The sequence below is a fragment of the Xenorhabdus sp. PB61.4 genome (assembly GCF_963894935.1).
GTDB classification, from domain to species: domain Bacteria; phylum Pseudomonadota; class Gammaproteobacteria; order Enterobacterales; family Enterobacteriaceae; genus Xenorhabdus; species Xenorhabdus stockiae.
The window spans coordinates 30,516-48,121 of the sequence record NZ_CAWQJR010000145.1; the positions used below are offsets into that span (position 1 = coordinate 30,516).

The 17,606-nt window shown below is 43.2% G+C and carries 12 protein-coding genes and 1 pseudogene; 5 read left to right on the forward strand and 8 right to left on the reverse strand.

Going from position 1 to position 17,606, the window contains the following annotated elements; translation table 11 throughout:
- Positions 1-5: 5 nt before the first annotated feature.
- Positions 6-944, forward strand: a complete 939-nt coding sequence (locus AACX68_RS07955) for an alpha/beta hydrolase family protein (protein ID WP_228858759.1) — start codon at positions 6-8, stop codon at positions 942-944.
- Positions 945-989: 45 nt separating this feature from the next.
- Here AACX68_RS07955 and AACX68_RS07960 read toward each other — a convergent pair whose 3' ends face one another.
- The 3 genes from AACX68_RS07960 to AACX68_RS07970 form a co-directional block, all read right to left on the reverse strand.
- Complete coding sequence (locus AACX68_RS07960; RefSeq protein WP_228858760.1) at positions 990-1,868, reverse strand: alpha/beta fold hydrolase; 879 nt, start codon at positions 1,866-1,868, stop codon at positions 990-992.
- 59 nt (positions 1,869-1,927) lie between these two features.
- Positions 1,928-2,779, reverse strand: a complete 852-nt coding sequence (locus AACX68_RS07965; RefSeq protein WP_228858761.1) for an SMP-30/gluconolactonase/LRE family protein — start codon at positions 2,777-2,779, stop codon at positions 1,928-1,930.
- A gap of 68 nt (positions 2,780-2,847) precedes the next feature.
- Complete coding sequence (locus AACX68_RS07970; RefSeq protein ID WP_228858762.1) at positions 2,848-4,029, reverse strand: DmpA family aminopeptidase; 1,182 nt, start codon at positions 4,027-4,029, stop codon at positions 2,848-2,850.
- A 389-nt stretch (positions 4,030-4,418) separates the two neighbouring features.
- Here AACX68_RS07970 and AACX68_RS07975 point away from each other — a divergent pair, with 389 nt between their 5' ends.
- Positions 4,419-5,840 (forward strand): Na+/H+ antiporter NhaC family protein, encoded by a 1,422-nt coding sequence (locus AACX68_RS07975; RefSeq protein WP_228858763.1) that lies wholly within the window; start codon positions 4,419-4,421, stop codon positions 5,838-5,840.
- Positions 5,841-5,899: 59 nt separating this feature from the next.
- Here AACX68_RS07975 and AACX68_RS07980 read toward each other — a convergent pair whose 3' ends face one another.
- Positions 5,900-7,003 (reverse strand): alkene reductase, encoded by a 1,104-nt coding sequence (locus AACX68_RS07980; RefSeq protein WP_228858764.1) that lies wholly within the window; start codon positions 7,001-7,003, stop codon positions 5,900-5,902.
- 55 nt (positions 7,004-7,058) lie between these two features.
- A complete protein-coding gene (locus tag AACX68_RS07985) occupies positions 7,059-7,643 on the reverse strand; it encodes a TetR/AcrR family transcriptional regulator (RefSeq protein ID WP_228858765.1) in 585 nt (194 codons plus the stop codon).
- Positions 7,644-7,802: 159 nt separating this feature from the next.
- Here AACX68_RS07985 and AACX68_RS07990 point away from each other — a divergent pair, with 159 nt between their 5' ends.
- On the forward strand, positions 7,803-8,306 hold the full coding sequence (locus AACX68_RS07990; protein WP_228858766.1) for a GNAT family N-acetyltransferase: 504 nt from the start codon (positions 7,803-7,805) through the stop codon (positions 8,304-8,306).
- A 73-nt stretch (positions 8,307-8,379) separates the two neighbouring features.
- Here AACX68_RS07990 and AACX68_RS07995 read toward each other — a convergent pair whose 3' ends face one another.
- The 3 genes and pseudogenes from AACX68_RS07995 to AACX68_RS08005 form a co-directional block, all read right to left on the reverse strand.
- Entirely contained in the window at positions 8,380-8,850 is a 471-nt protein-coding gene (locus AACX68_RS07995; RefSeq protein WP_228858767.1) for a MarR family winged helix-turn-helix transcriptional regulator, read from the reverse strand.
- A gap of 91 nt (positions 8,851-8,941) precedes the next feature.
- Positions 8,942-9,304, reverse strand: a pseudogene (locus AACX68_RS08000) (SDR family NAD(P)-dependent oxidoreductase); the annotation flags it as partial.
- Between the two features lie 135 nt (positions 9,305-9,439).
- Positions 9,440-10,777, reverse strand: a complete 1,338-nt coding sequence (locus tag AACX68_RS08005; protein WP_228858768.1) for an aminotransferase-like domain-containing protein — start codon at positions 10,775-10,777, stop codon at positions 9,440-9,442.
- 293 nt (positions 10,778-11,070) lie between these two features.
- On the opposite strand from AACX68_RS08005, the gene AACX68_RS08010 reads away from it, so the two are divergent.
- Entirely contained in the window at positions 11,071-11,952 is an 882-nt protein-coding gene (locus AACX68_RS08010) for a DMT family transporter (RefSeq protein WP_228858769.1), read from the forward strand.
- Between the two features lie 529 nt (positions 11,953-12,481).
- Positions 12,482-17,606, forward strand: a 5,125-nt coding sequence (locus AACX68_RS08015) for a non-ribosomal peptide synthetase (RefSeq protein WP_228858770.1), incomplete at its 3' end; no start/stop codon positions are given.

Here is a 17,606-nt window from a genome sequence, read left to right on the forward strand (position 1 = left end):
ACATTATGAAAAAAATATTTATCTGTATCGTACTTGTTTTAACCTCAATATCTATGCAGTCCGTGGCTGAAGTGAGAAGCTATAGTTTACCAGGAAATGATGGTAAAGAGATTACTTACTATTTGATACAGAAAAATAGTATAAACTCTGAAGATCTTCTTGTCCTGATTCAAGGTTCTGATTGTGGTAGTGTTATCAATAATAAGAAAATGATAAAAAATTTTGGTGCGGCTTTTCCTGCCAACGATATTCTTCTAGTAGAAAAAACAGGGCTTGATAGCAGTTTTGGAAAAAATGGTGTTGAAGTTAGTGATTCAGAATGTCCACCAGCCTATATTCAGAACGATTCCCCCTTAAAACGAGTTAAAGATTATATTGCTGTATTAAACAAATTAAAAAGCAAGTATCGTCATATTATTCTGCTGGGTGGAAGTGAAGGTGCTATTGTTACCAATCTGATAGTTTCAGAGAAAAATGCAGATTTTATTACTGCGGCAATTGCCATGAATGGCGGTGGACGTTTCTTTATTGATGATGTTATTCGTAGCATCAGGCATCAAACTCCGGCAGAAATGTTTGATAAAGAAGTTGATAGTTTTAAAACATTTGCAAAAGAAGCAAAAAAACAGAATATGCCAGTAGGCATGAATGTCAGTGGTCATGGGGCAAATTGGTGGTATGAGTCATTGTCAATTGATAATCGGAACTCGATCCAGTCCAGTAAAGTACCGTTATTGGTTATCCAGACTATGGGTGATAATAATGTGGATGCAGCTGGGGCGAGAAAAATGATGGCTGATATTAATAATCCCAAGGTTTCTTTCAAGGCCTATGATGGTTTGGACCATTATTTTATTGATAAAGATGGAAACTATCATGCTGCCATGATTATTAACGATATTCAAAACTGGTATCAGTTACAAAATAACCGCCATTCTTCATAGTCCTTAATGCTATAAGCAGCGCGAAAAGCGCTGCTTGCCTCAATTTTATACGTATGTTAAGACCAGTTTTTCAAGAATGTCTTTTGATTTCCGCCAGAGTAAAGAGCCTCCTTCATTATCGAAAACAGTGTGTTCTGCATGAGGGAACCGTGTTGATAAAATCTCACCAAAGTCTGGTGAATGAACGGTGCTGGCATCCTGCTTTCCATACCATAAATGTACCGGGCAGGTAATATCTTCAGGATCAAAAGGCCATTGCCCAAATGTAAGCAGTAGATCCTGAGTATACCCTTCTGCCCCTTGGGAAAAACCTTCATTTAAACACTGACGATAAGCCTGTAGAAAATTGGGCTGGGAGTACAAAGACAAATCCACTTCTGAACTATGAGCCATAATAAAATTCATTAGCCAGTCAGCAGTGATATTCTGAGAAATCCACTGTTTTAACATTTCCGGTTCGGCATTTCTTTGCTTCACCATATTAACAATATCCTGATTTAACAGTTGCTGAGTGGCGGGATAACTAAACTGATCCTGCCCGGCTACAATTGCCAGCCCTGTCGCTTTACAGATTTTTGCCAGTGTCAGTGCGAATACCGCTCCCTGAGAGAAACCCAAAACCATGCACTTTTGTAACCCGCAATGCTTCAGTATCTCAGCAACATCCTGGGCAAAACTCACTAAAGTCTTATGGGAATGTAGAGATGAATTCCCCAGTCCTGGGCGATCCGGCACTATTAATCTGATATTCAATCTTTTCAGCTCTTGTTCTCCGAAACCCAGTGAGCCACTCATTCCAGCGCCGGTGCAGAAAATAAGCGGTTTACCGGTGATTGGTCCCCACTCGTACCAGTGAAGCGTACGAGCATCAGGAAGAGATAAGTTACCGGTTCTTGTTGCGGGATTTACATTATATGTTGTCATTTTTCCCTCAAAATAAATTACCAATTGCTATTTCGGAGTAACTTAACTCTTCTCTTCCATCATCCTTTAATGAACTGAGTTACAGATATCCGATATAGTGACGTAGTAGCTGTAATATATAACTGGTCACCCTTAATGCCACCCAAAGTGCAGTTTGATACACGTTCTGGCACTTCAATCTTATCTATTTTCGTACCAAATTTATCAAAAATGATAACGCCGTTTTCACAACTACAATAAATGTTACCTGATTTATCAATACAAAAACCATCCGGAAACCCCGGAGAGATAGTAGCGAAATGTTTACCTATCCCTAATACTTTATCCCGTACCGGATAGATACGTAGTTCATGTCTGCCATTTTTCGGAAAATCGACGATAGACATATCGGCAATGTACAAATATTTTTCATCAGGAGAAAATGCTAAACCGTTTGGCCGTTGAGTATCACTGGCTGCGATAGAAATGCTGTTATCAGCAGGATCATAACAATAGACGTAGCACCCGATAATCTGGCTTTCAGACTTATAGCCTTCATTATCGTTAATAATTCCGTAGGGCGGATCAGTAAACCAAATTGTCCCGTCAGAACGTACAACAACATCATTGGGTGAATTGAATCTTTTACCGTCAATTTTTTCAACCAGTAGGTTAACACTTCCGTCTTTTTCCGTGCGGGAAATACCCCTTCTGCCATGTTCGCAGCTTATGATCCTCCCTTCTCTATCCAGTGTATTACCGTTGGAAAAATGTGAATATTTCCGCCATAAATGGACGCCATCATTTTCTGACCAGCGAAACATTTTATTCCCTTTTACGTCACTGAAAATAACTGCATCTTCTGTTGGTAGCCAAACTGGGCCTTCCGCCCAAATAGCCGGAGAACAGAGTAATTCTAAGTATGGTTTCATTATTATTACTCCTTTATATTCGCAGTTTTTAAATAAAAACACAGAAATTAAATCTGAATGATTTTGTTTCAGTTTCGACTAAGTAAGTTATGGCGTTCCAATATTTTTATAACTCTTTCTTTAGGGATGGAATAAGATATATTTCCATTTCTACCAACCATGGTTTCAGCTGCAAACATGGCATTAATAATGGCTTCTTCTGTGGCGCTAACAGTTGCTTCATATAAAGGATCAAGTTTGTCATTGGGTAATATTTTAATTGTTTTTATATCTTCTCTGGAAAATGCATCGTTATTCGTGGTGGAGAATGCAATAAATATTTCCCCGCTGGTATTTCTGGCCACGCCACCTACTTTGGCAAGCCCTAGAGAGACTCTTTTGGCGATTTTCTCTAACTGATGAGATGCTAATGGGGCATCTGTAGCAACGACAGCGATTATAGAACCTGCATCCTTTATTTTTTTCTTATCTCCATGATATATCGGCATGAAATCCTTTATCTCTTGACCAACCGGAATCCCAGCAATAATTAGGTCATCTCTGAATCCGAAATTCCCCTGAACCAGTACCCCGACAGTATATCCGCCGTCTTTTTTATCTAAAACTCTTGATGAAGTCCCTGTACCTCCTTTGAAATCAAACAGGTTCATGCCTGTTCCACCACCGACATTACCTTCTTTTATCATTCCTGATTTAGCGCTATCCAATGCGTGATAGACATGTTCTTTTTTTACATGCATGCCATTTATATCATTTAATATCCCATCCCATGTTTCTGTAACTACGGGGAGTAACCAAAATAAATCATCCTTAAGTGGTGATACCAGATGGTTATCAACCAGCCAGCTGATTGTTGAGTCTCTGACAACACCGACACTGTGCGTATTAGTGATTAATATCGGTGTTTCCAGAAAACCACTTTCCTGAACCCATTGGCTTCCTGTCATTTCCCCATTCCCGTTTAAAGAAAATATGCCGGAAAATACTGGGCTGAACTTTTTCCCTCTGGGTAATATCGCGGTTACGCCGGTTCTTATCGGCCCTTTCCCCACGTCTAGTTTTCCATTACCTTTGATCATGGTCGAATACCCAACAGTTACACCATTAACATCGGTAATTGCATTATATTTCCCGGTGGTTCCAGAAAAAGGAATACCGAAATCTCTGGCTCTTATTTCACTATTGGCAAAGGAATTTGAAGTTATTATTATTGAGATAAATAATGTTGCCATTTTTATGGTTTTTATCATAAATATTCCTTGTTGTGATTAATTGGTTATCACTATTTTATGATTAACTTATGGAAGCATTTAATTAAATCATGATTTATATCAACGCACAGTGCTATAAATAATCATGTGGCTGATACTATTTGATAATGTCATTATTTTATAATTTAATTTTAAAGGTGTAATAAATTAATTTAAAATTACACGATAATTTGAAATCAATAAGAAAAGAGAGATGAATTTTTATTATTTTGGTGAGCCTATCAGTAATTTTTCATCAGATAACAGAAAAAAATATCAATTGACTGGTATTCTTGTTCGGTATTGCTAGGCTTCATATTAGAAGCCGTATACATTAATGTTTTACATTCCCTCTCCATTAACCAACAAAAAAACATCAGAGAATACAAATGCATGACTACGGAATCTGGACGATTGTTACATCTGTCGTTACCATCATATTAGCCATTCTCACCCGACAAGTGATGTTGTCATTGATGCTGGGGATTCTGGTTGGGTTCACGGTAATACACGATCACAACATTATATTGGGAATAAAAAGTACGCTCGAGGGGGTAATTAATACTTTTACGTCATCGGGAAATACCAAAACGGTTATTTTTATGATAATGATTGGCGGTATTATGCGGCTGGTTACTGTCACGGGCGGTTTACGGGCTTTGGTTCAGCTATTAACTGACCGAACTAAAATTATTAAAAGTAAGAAAAACGTACAATTTCTGGCAATTATTATTTCTGCTCTTATTTTTATCGAAAGTTCCATCAACCAATTAGTGGCCGGTGCATCGACCAAAAATCTTGCCAGAAAGTATGCCGTTCCTCCTGAAAAAATGTCCTACCTGATTCAGACTGCCGGTGTTTCTGTCTGCTCGCTGGCGATGATTAATGGCTGGGGCGCAGTCATGATGGGAATAGTCGGAGTGCAAATTTCCAATGGGCTAATTTCAGGTGAGCCTTTTGATATTGTTATACATTCTCTGGGATATAACTTAATGGCCTGGCTCTCACTTGCCAGCATATTATTTTATATTTTTACCAATGTTTCCTGGGGCCCCATGAAAAAAGCAGAGCAGAATGCTTTGCATCAGCACAATACGCCAGCACTGAACCGCAAAGAAACAGCATCTGATGAAGTTATTGGGCACCCTAACAGTAACAGTGTTCTGAATTTTTTTATCCCCATTCTGTCAACAGTGCTGATGGTTCCTGTCGCTCTCTATATTACTGGCGAAGGTGATTTCAGCAAAGGCAGTGGCTCAACATCCGTTTATTGGGGTGTGATGTTTGGTACGGTTATTTCTTTCTTTTGGTTTTTAGGCCGCCGGGTTTTATCCATTAATACCTTTTTCGAAGAACTTTATATTGGTTATGCCAGTATGCTGAAAATCAGTTCTATTATGATTCTGGCATTTTTAATGGGAACAGTTTCGGCTGATCTGAATACGGGGGCTTATATTGCGCAGATCACACATGGTGTACTCCCTGTCGGATTTTCGGTAAGTTTTATCTTTGTCATCAGCGCTATTATGTCACTGGCGACCGGCACTTCATGGGGAACGTTTGCGATTATGATCCCGATTGGCGTGCAACTTGGCCTTTCGGTTGGGATGCCGGTGGAATATATGATTGGAGCGGCCATTTCCGGCTCTATTTTCGGTGATATGACTTCACCCATTTCTGGTGATGCCATAGTGGCGTCAATGGCAACAGATTGTGATCATATCGAACATATTCGTACACAAATGCCCTACGCTCTTGTGACAGCCAGTATTGTGCTGAGTATCTATCTCTATTTAGGTTTTACTTACTGAGTATTTTTCGGGCAAAAATCTGGCGGCTTTACTTTATAGGCCAGCCGCCAGATAACTAACTAATAATTTGCGGTCGGCCAGTCAATATAGCCTTCTGCTCCAGAACCGTAGTGGGTATTGCGATCCAGACCAGTCAGTTCAATATTATAACGCAGGCGATTGACCAGATCAGGGTTAGAAATAAACGGACGTCCAAATGCTACTGCATCAACTTTTCCTTCCGAACGGCGGGCAATGGCCATTTCGAAGTCATAGTTATTATTACCGATATAATCTCCTTCAAACAGAGAGCGTAAAGCATCCAAATCAACACCTTCAGGAATCAGACGATCTTTTCCTGTTGTTCCTTCCACAAAATGGAGGTAAGCCAGTTTGAATGGGTTTAGTTGTCGGATCAGGTAGCTATAAGTCGCCATAACATTGCTATCAAGTGGAGTTTCACCGACTTCGGTTGTCACTGGTGATAACCGGATGCCAACCCGACCATCTCCCCATACGCCGGTGACAGCTTTAACCACTTCCAGAACCAGACGAACCCGGTTTTCAATAGAGCCACCGTATTGATCGGTTCGGTGGTTGGTTGAATCGCGTATGAACTGCTCCAAGAGATAATTGTTGGCTGAATGAATTTCTACACCGTCGAATCCTGCTCGTTTGGCGCATTCTGCTGCGTGCCTGTATTGCTCAATAATGCCGGGAATTTCATCCGTATTCAGGGCACGTGGCATTGAGGCTTCCTGCAAGCCTTTTACGGTATAAACATTTCCTGCTGCTTTTATAGCAGAGGGAGCTACAGGCGATTCACCGTTAGGTTGCAGATCAACATGGGAACAGCGGCCGACATGCCATAATTGCATCACTATTTTTCCACCCACTGCGTGAACGGCATCAGTGACTTTTTTCCACTCAGTTACCTGTTCTTCAGTCCAGATACCGGGGGTCATGGCATATCCTCGTCCCTGAGCTGAAATATTGGTTGCTTCCGAAATGATCAAACCGGCGCTGGCGCGCTGAGTATAATAAGTCACCATCATTTCGTTGGGCACACCTTCTTCATTAACACGAGTGCGTGTTAATGGTGCCATAACAATACGGTTAGCAAGCTCGATCTCTCCTAACTTAACCGGTGAAAAAAGATCGGTACGAATACTATTGTCAGCCATAACATTTCCTTTTAATAATTGACCAGTCGTCTACAAAAAAGATAAAAAAATGCGACTACGATAGTAGTCGCTGGGTCATCTCTATGGCGGAGTTAAATGGAGCGGTATCTTTAGCTACTTTAGCGACAAGAAATGCCCCCAGCCATAATTGATATAGTGATTCAGCTAATACGCGAGGCGATACATCTGCTGAGATAGAATTATCGCTCTGCCCTGACTCAATGCATTGTGTCAGTTGATCGATAATGTCGATAGTACCTCGACAAAGAATTGATCTCATTCCTTCGGAAAGGTCGCAGACCTCAGCCCCTAATTTAACAGTCAGGCATTTGTCTTCAGGCTGGCCTGTTGTCTGTATTTCAGAACAGACGCGAAAATAGTTGAGCAAACGCTCACGAGCGGTACCTTCGGTTGAGGATAAAAGCGTTCTGGCCCTGGACAAATATTCATTGAAATATTCCTTCAACAAGATCTGTCCAAACTCTTCTTTTGATTTGAAATAGTAATAAAATGAACCTTTGGGGACACCGGCAGCGGTGACCAGTTCGGCCAACCCAACGGCAGTGTAACCTTTGTGAGCGATAATTGATTTGGCAACATCCAGAATATGTTGCCTTGTGTCTGATGCAGATTTTTTCATAATGCTTTTATCATAATCATAAAACTGACTGGTCGTCTAGATATTTATCCAATAAATTTCACAACTGATTATGAAGATAGCATTAGTCTGTTTCTGATGTGTGACTGGTAAATTTTGTTTATCACATATCTTCCTTTTCCATTTGTTGAGGTGTCAGGTATGGAATCGTTACCACTTATCAGAGTATTAGGAAAAAGTGATGTTAAAGATTACCGAGAACTTCGGCTTGAATCTTTGTACATCAATCCTGAATCTTTTGGCGCGACCTATCAAGAAGAATCAACTAAAAGTGAGCAGGAGTTTATCACTAAAATAACGGGTTCTTTGATTTTGGGCGCTTATTTAAATAATGAATTAATTGGTGTGATTGGATTTCAGCAAAATAGTAACTATAAAACTTTACATAAAGGAATTATCTGGGGTTTTTATGTAAAACCGGGTTATCGTGGTTTGAAAGTTGGTGAAAAACTAATGGATAACTTAATAACATTGCTGAAAAAAAGTAATGTTAAAAAGCTATCATTAGCTGTTGTTGAAGAGAATGTCTCAGCGATTCATTTATATGAAAAAATGGGATTCAAGGTATATGGGAAGGAACCTATCTCATTAAAAATTGATGAAGAAAAATACGTCAATAATATCTTGATGTGTCTGTTCATCTGAATGTTAATTCAAAGTCAATTATCACGTTTCAAACCGTTTTTTATAGCGAAACGTGATTTTTGCTTCATAAGATTTAATCTTCGTCACGAATGAGTGTATTCGCGGATAAAAGATCTGCTGCCCGATGGCATAGTTCTGTAAATATAGCAATTTCGCCCTGAGACATATGCGATGTGACAATATCAGCCATCTTGTGTTTACTTGCTTCGGTTCGCTGCAAGAATACCAATCCCTTCGGGCTTAATTTAGTGATCAGTTCGCGCTTATCATGCTCACTCGATTCTTGTTTAACCAGCTCCTTATCTTTAAGTGAGCGCAAAATCTTTGATGTTTTTGAGCGGGTAAAACCAAGCTTTTCACCAATAACACCGGGGTTCATGGATTGATACTGCCGGAGTAAATGTAATACATCATATTGAGCCCAGGAAACGCCTTCAGGGTTTACCATCGTTCTTCTTGCAACAAGAACGCACTGGAGCCTGCTCAATGCATCTCCAAAAGGTGTTATCGCAATATCATGAGTGTTCTGATTATCCGTTTTCATATAACGCTTTTCTTTCTATGATTCAGCTAACGGTAAATGGCAGGAGAAAATCATCCCGCCACTGTCTAAATTTTTTACTCAAGTTGCCGCACTATTGTGATAAATACCCGCCATCAACAGGATAAATCCCCCCTGTGCAAAAGCTGGATTTTTCTGATAAAAGAAATGAAATAAATTCAGCAACTTCTTCCATTTTAGCCATTCTTTTCATTGGGTGGCAGTCTGAAAAACGGTGTAATACTTCTTCTGGAAATTCATTTATCTTTGGAGTACTAACATAACCGGGGGCAACTGCATTTACCCGGATATTCTTAGACGCAAATTCCAGCGCGGCTGTTTTCGTTAAACCAATCACGCCATGCTTTGCTACGGTGTAAGGCGATAAGCCAGCAATGCCAACTAATCCATTAACGGCTGACAAATTAACTATTGCTCCTCTATCTGACTTTAACAGCCGGTAGTGACAATTTTTGTCAGTAATATGATTTCCATTTGGAAAATATATTTGATGTTTGTTAAAAAATTCACGGGGATGATATCCGTATTTTCAGAATATTAGTTTCCTTTTGGAAACTATAAATGCAAAATTTCATAAACACGAATACAGGCTGACAATGTTTTTTACTTTTTCCAGTACCGTTTGCAGGGATTTTTGTTCTATTGAGCCGATAGCCAGACGGATTGCATGTGGCACATATGAAGATGTAGCAAATGGTTCGGCTGTGGATACTGATATATGCTCCTTCATTAAAGCCATTGTAACCTGATCTGCCCTTATTCCCTCATCCAGCGGAAGCCAGACAAAATAGGATGATGGATGGCTGATATATCTCATTCCTTTAAAGACCCGTTTAACAATGAGTTGACGTGCCTGTGCATCATGACGTTTATCTTCTTCTAACTGGGTGATCATTCCGTTAGTGATCCACTCACAGGTAATGGCGGTAATTAAAGCAGGGGTATTCCATGTTGTTACCCTGATTATCCGTTCAAGTGAGGGGATCTTTTCTACCGAAGCAGCGATAAAACCAACGCGTAACCCGGTCGCAATACTTTTCGAAAAACCAGAAACATAGATTGTGGATTCAGGAGCCAGTTCCGCTAGGGGCGGCGGTGCATTCTCAGCAAGAAAAGCGTAAGAACCATCTTCAATCAGCAGCAGGTTATATTGTCGGGCCAGCGCTACCAGACGTTGCCGATGTTGCCGGCTCATCACCCATCCTAATGGATTGTGTAATGTAGGCATGGTATAGAACGCCCGGACATGCCGACGCTGACATAGCTTTTCCAGTGCATCCAGATCAGTCCCCTCGTTACCCGCAGGAACTGAAACAAGTTCCAGATGATAAGTCTTTGCCAGCGCTTTAAAACCCGGGTAAGTCAGAGTATCTACTGCAACTACATCACCGGGTTTCAACATAGCCATAACTGTTGTGGCTAAACCATGCTGAGCACCGCTAACGATAAGGGTATTCTCTGTCGTGATACTCTTTAATCCCCTTGTTTTCAGATATTGCGCTATCACCGTTCGTTCATGCAAACGCCCGCCATGTGGCTGGTAACGAAGTAACGCCTCAAGATCGCCGGAAGTTGCCAGTTGGCGGAGAGAATTTCGCAACAATTCTGTCTGGGAGGGAAAAGAGGGATAGTTAAAACTTAAATCAACCATATCTGAAGCAACATGGTGTTCTATACCCAAATCCGCAGGTAATGATATTTCCCGGACAAATGTTCCTCTCCCTGTCTCCCCACTTACGAGTCCCATTGCTTCAAGTTCGGTATAAACCCGGGTTGCTGTGACTAAAGACATCTTTTCATCGATAGCCAGCTGCCGGTGAGTAGGCAGGCGTGTTCCGGGAGGCAAGCGGCCCGCCCGTATATCAGCAGCAAATTTATCAACTATAAATTTATATCGAGAGTGTGCCATTAAAAAGCCTCCGGTTTCAGCGAATTTCTCATGATAACGACTGATTTATATGCGATTTTTACGAAAATGTATTCATGACAATAATTTGATTGTCATGAATGTGAGCAATATCATGATTTATCGTTATCACAGGTTGGGCAGTATTTTATTTATAGGCTTCAGTTAGATACCCGATAAACTCCAGGTTACAACGGGTAATATGAGGTGAGTCCTTATATCTCTCCCCGCGGCGCGGGGGAATATAACACGTTGAATTAGTATAGAATCTAATTACATGAGGTTTCAGAACAAACATGAAAAGTTTAACCATGAAACAGGATAGAACGAACGGATGGTTTAATGGCTTTCTTGGTGTATTGATTTTCAGTGGCTCTTTACCTGCAACAAAAGTGGCGGTAATGGATTTTGACCCTGTGTTTCTGACTGTTGCCCGGGCATCCATTGCCGGCTTATTGGCTCTGGTCATCTTATTAGCGCTAAAAGAAAAGCGCCCTAAGTTAGAACAAATCGCTTCTCTGGTTATCGTTTCTATCGGTGTGGTCGTTGGTTTCCCTCTTCTCACCGCACTGGCACTACAATATATAACTTCAGCTCACTCCATTGTCTTTTTGGGTTTACTGCCTCTGGCAACAGCCATCTTTGGTGTATGGCGTGGAGGAGAACGTCCCCGCCCTGCCTTCTGGGTGTTTTCTGTCATCGGCAGTGCACTGGTTGTGGGGTTCGCATTTACTCAGGATTCAAGCGCTTCACTGACCGGAGATCTATTAATGCTGGCATCTGTCATTGTATGCGGGCTAGGTTATGCGGAAGGCGCAAAGGTTTCCAGGGAACTGGGTGGCTGGCAGGTGATATGCTGGGCTTTACTCATCTCATTACCCATAATGCTGATTCTGACATTGATATATATGCCGGATACATTTAAAAACGTCAGTATGCCTGCTTGGATAAGCCTTGGGTATGTTTCACTCTTCAGTATGCTGATCGGGTTTATTTTCTGGTATCGCGGTTTAGTGCAGGGAGGAATTGCTGCTGTCGGCCAGCTTCAATTACTTCAACCCTTTTTAGGACTGGCTTTAGCTGCGAGTTTGCTGGGTGAATCTGTAAGCTTCCTTATGGTTATTGTAACCATTGGTGTAGTTTTCTGTGTCTTTGGCTCCCGACGATTTGCAAGATAGCCTCCGAGCAGGTGAAACCATCTTCTTACCTCTTGGGAAGGTGGTATTCATCGTGTTGATGTTCCTTCCGTCAGTTCACACTTCAGCCATTTAGTTCCCCCCTGCTTTGATAAGACGTTAATGTTACCTATAAACATTAAATAATATTGTTATAACTACTCGTTACTCCTACCACATTAAACTGCCGCTATAGCTTCATTCTTTTACTTTTTTGGGTTTACGGAATACATGGATAAAACAAAATAAACATAAGAATTTTTTTATTATTTTGTTTTTGTTTAAGTACATTAGTTTAGTTTTAATAACGTATTGTTAATGCCACCTCCGTTGGCATCCTGATGTGTAAGTTAAGCACTATCCTCGCGCTTGAAGAAATAACCTAGATACCTTTTTGTTCTGAATGAAGCGCCTGTATACAAAATACAACGCTCTATCTGTGCCTGTTGATACAGGAATTCTTTCATAATCACAAGAATTATATCAAGTTTTTTAGTTGACAGATTAATCTATGAGATTCTGGAGCTATAAAATGCATACACAACGTAACCACAAACCATCATGTGGTGAATTCTCACTAAGCTCTACTCAACAAGTTATTTGGTTAGACCAAATGACTCGCCCTAATTCCTCCGATTACAACCTCAGTATATTAATTTGTCTTGAGGGGAAGCTGGACGAATCATTATTTATTCAGGCGCTGGAAGCGGTCGTTTCTCATCATGATGCTTTACGTTTAAAACTCATTGAGACTTACGGGATGCCTCAGCAAACGTTTGTTGAGACTCTCTCGCTTCCCTTAACGGTATACGATTTTTCACAGGAAACTGATGCTGAACTCCGCGCCGAACAGCAGATGCAAGCTAATTTTATACGCCCGTTTTGTTTATATAATGAATTGTGGCATACCGGATTATTTAGGGTTGGTGAGAACCGTTGGTACTGGCAATTCTGCTGTCATCATTTGATATTAGATGGTATGGGATTAAAACTGATCTTCAAGGAGCTTTTAGAACACTACAGGCATTTAGCGACCGGTGAAAATTTGCCTGATATAGCCCCTTCTTATCTTGATTTTATTACTGAAGATCAAGCCTATCTTAATTCTAAATTATACATGCGAGACTTACAGTTCTGGCAGAAGCGCTATGAAACGTTGCCATCAGCCCTGCTTCCACTGCCGCATTCAAGGAAGCCGGCCACGAGTGAATTTGCTAAACCCGTCTTTTGGCAACTGGGTAAAACACTTTCTCAGCAGATAGAAAATATCGCAGCCGCTCATGGATTATCTGTCCTTCATTTTATGTATGCCATTTTAGCTTGCTATTTTACTCGTATTAACGGTGCAGAAGAGATTGTTATAGGTATCCCCGTCCACAACCGAAAAAATAAAAAACAAAAATCGACACTCGGTATGTTTTCGTCAGTCATCCCTATCAGAGTGGCCATTCACGCGGATGATTCTGTTCTTGATATTATGCATAAAGTGGCGACCGAGCTGCATCATTGCTATAAACATCAACGATTCCCTATTACTGAGATCAATCAGAATACACAAATCAAACAAAAAACCGGGCGTAGCCAACTTTTTGATATCGCCCTGTCATTTGAGCCATTCGATGTCTGTGTCAGTATGGAAAATATAGCCATGACGTTAAAAGGCTCCTATCGTGGCGTGATGTTTCCGCTTTCAATTGCAATTCACCAATATTCAATTTCCACACCCCACCAGATTGAAAAGGAAAATGAACCTTTCACCATTGCATTCAGCTACGACAGTAATTGTCTGAGTTATGAAGAAGTTATCACCCTTCAATCCCGGCTGGCACTGTTAACCGAAGCCGCAGTGATATCACTGGATACAAAGGTTAAACATGCTCCCCTCTTATCTGAGACAGAGCGGCATAACCTGTTGTTCAAGTTCAATAATACCGAAGCTGAATTTCCGCAAGATGCGCTCATCCATGAGTTGTTTGAACAACAAGCAGCACTTACCCCAGAAGCTACCGCGGTGGTATTTGAAGAACAGTCCCTCAGTTATAACGAACTTAACCGCCGGGCCAACCGGCTAGCGCATTATCTGATTGCGTTGGGAGTACAGCCCGATGATCGGGTTGCGCTTTGTGTTGAACGTAGCCCGGAAATGATTGTGGGGTTGCTGGGCATTCTCAAGGCCGGGGCAGCTTACGTCCCCCTCGATCCCCGCTATCCCACGGACCGCTTGCGCTATATGCTCCATGAAGCCGCCCCTGTGGCTCTGTTCACACAGTCCGAGCTAGTTGCAAGGTTAGACAACGACTTGCCGGCCGTGCTGCTGGATACTCCTGCTTTATCTGTCTTTGATGACATGCCGGATACAAACCCTGATTGCCGAACCCGCGGGCTGAATTCACGCCATCTGGCGTATGTGATTTACACCTCCGGATCCACCGGAAACCCCAAGGGGATTATGGTGACTCATTGCAACGTCATCAATCTGTATACCGGGTTGCAATCGGTGATCAATTTAACTACGCCGTGTCGTACCGCCCTGAATGCCAGTATTGTGTTTGACGCTTCAGTACAAAGTTGGCTGCAATTGCTTGCCGGTCATACACTGGTCATCATTCCGGAGGCTATTCGTGCCAATGGAACGCAGCTTTGGCGTTATCTGGCTCATCACGAGGTAGATCTGTTTGACTGCACACCTGTGCAGCTACAATGGCTGCTGAATGCGGGGTTAGGTACCGATGTGGGTTATCAGCCCCAACAGGTTTTAATCGGAGGAGAGGCCATTTCACCTGTCGTCTGGTCGCGCTTACAACAAATAGAAACGCCCCGTTTTATTAATGTCTACGGCCCGACAGAATGTACTGTTGATGCGACCTTTTGTTCGGTGGATCATTCCCTGCCATACCCCAGCATCGGCCATCCGATAGCCAATACCCGAATCTATATTCTTGATGCTTATGGTCAGCCAGTGCCTCTGAGCGTAACCGGCGAGATTTATATCGGGGGGGCTGGCGTTGCCCGGGGTTATCTAAACCAGCCTGAACTGACGGCAGAACGTTTTGTTGTCGACCCTTTTAGCTCACAGCCTAATACCAGAATGTACAAAACCGGCGATCTGGGCCGCTGGTTGCCGGATGGCAATATCGAATATCTTGGACGTAATGATTTTCAAATCAAACTGCGAGGCTTCCGTATTGAACCGGGAGAAATCGAAGCACATCTGATGCAGTGTCCGGGGGTACAGGATGCGATTGTTATTGTCCGTGAAGATACGGAAGGTGATGCCCGCCTGGTGGCTTATCTCTGTGCTGAAACGGGTACGGAACTGGTGCCAGTTGATCTGCGCCGACAACTGGCACACCATCTGGCAGAGTATATGCTCCCCTATGCGTTTGTCATTTTAGATACTTTCCCACTAACTCCTAACGGTAAGCTCGATCGTAAGGCGCTACCCGCTCCGGACTTATCCGCTGTGATCACCCATGATTATGCTGCACCAATCGGAGATGTGGAAACTGCGTTAGTGGAAATCTGGCAGGATTTACTGGGAGTGGAGCGTGTCGGACGCCATGACCATTTCTTTAAACTGGGCGGACACTCTTTGATTGCTGTTAACCTGATTGAACAATTGCGTAATCGGGGGTATTCACTAGACGTATCCGCTGTCTTTGCTACACCGCTGCTGACAGAGATGGCACAGGCGATACAGACAGGGATGGATGTACCGCGGGTTCCGGTTCTGGTTCCCCCCAACCGCATTCCCGAGGGCTGCACAGTTATTACGCCTGAGATGCTGCCACTGGTGACGCTGTCACAAAGTGAAATTGACACCGTCATTGCAACTGTAACCGGCGGGGTTGCTAATGTGCAGGATACCTATCCCCTATCCCCTTTACAGGAAGGCATTCTGTTCCACTACCAGTTGCAGGAAAATGACGATACCTATCTGTTAAACACCCTGCTGGCTTTTGATACCCAAGCGCGTCTGGAGGCTTTCCTTGCGGCTCTGCAACAGGTCATCGATCGCCATGATATCCTGCGTACCGCCTTCTGTTGGCAGGGGCTGAGTCAACCAGTACAAGTGGTCTGGCGACAGGCTCCGTTACTCGTGACATCATTTATCCCTACGTCCGTACAGAATATTCCGTCTCAATTACAAGCGCACATCGCTCAGCGAATGAATATCAGTCAGGCGCCTTTATTTACCGCCAGTACCGCCCACGATCCGGCCAGTAATGAGTGGCTGCTGGGGCTGAGTTTTCATCATCTGGTTAGTGACCATGTGACACTGGAATTAATCATGGATGAAATCCAGCAATTATTACAAGGAAAAGTCGAGTCCCTGCCTGCGCCACTGCCATACCGCAACTTTATTGCCCAAATGCTGAACATACCGCCTTCAGTGCATGAAGGTTACTTCCGCGAGCGGCTCGCTGAGATTGATGAACCCACTGCCCCCTTCGGCCTGCTCAATGTACAGGGGGATGGTACCGATGTGACGGAAGCCCAATTGTGTCTGGATATCTCGTTGGCGCAAACCCTCCGCGCACTGGCCCGCCAACTGGGGATCAGTCCGAGTGTGCTGTTCCATGTCGCCTGGGCACAGGTGTTGGCCCACACTAGCGGACGTGATGACGTGGTTTTCGGCACGGTGTTGTCGGGACGATTGCAAGGCACCACAGGAGCCGATCAGGTGATGGGGATGTTTATCAACACCCTGCCGGTCAGAATCTCCCTGAACAATCACACGGTACTTGAAGTGGTTCGGGCAACGGCAAAAGATCTGGCTGACCTGCTGGAACATGAGCAATTTCCACTCGCTCTCGCCCAGCGTTGCAGCGGTGTTATGCCTCCCCTGCCGTTATTCAGTGCCCTGCTTAACTATCGTCATACTTCGTCCCACGGTTCGTCAGATTCCACGGAGAACCCCAGATGGGAAGGTGTTCGACTGTTGTCTTCTAAAGAATGGTCAAACTATCCGCTGGATCTGTCGGTGGATGATTTTGGGGACGGTTTTACACTGGTCGTTCAGGCAGTGAACAGCGTCGATCCACGTCGGGTGGTGAATTATCTGTATACTGCTCTGTGTGGGCTGACTGACGCACTGCAAAACAATCCCGGTCAGCCTGTGTGGGCGCTGTCCATTCTGCCGGTAGCTGAACGTCAACAGTTACTGAAAGTCTTCAATGCCACACAAACGGACTTCCTCCCGTCAGACGCACTTATCCATACGTTGTTTGAGCAACGGACACAGCAGACTCCGGCGGCCATTGCCATCATAACTGAGCAAGGCTCACTCAGTTATGATGAACTGAACCAGCGCGCCAACCAGTTGGCTAATGCCCTGATTGCGGCAGGTATCCGGCCGGATGATCGGGTTGCCCTGTGTGTCGAACGCTGTCCGGATATGATGATTGGCATACTGGGTATCTTAAAAGCCGGTGCAGCGTATGTCCCGCTTGATCCGAATCATCCGGATAAGCGACGGGCTTATATCCTGTCTGACAGTGCGCCTAAATTACTGCTCACCCAACAGCATTTACAGTCACAGGCTCTGAACCCTGATATCCCTGTCTGGTTATTAGATGAGGCGGATTATCTGGAACGGGTCGCCCAATACGCTGTCACTAATCCCGAACCGGAACAACTGGGATTACAGAATCATC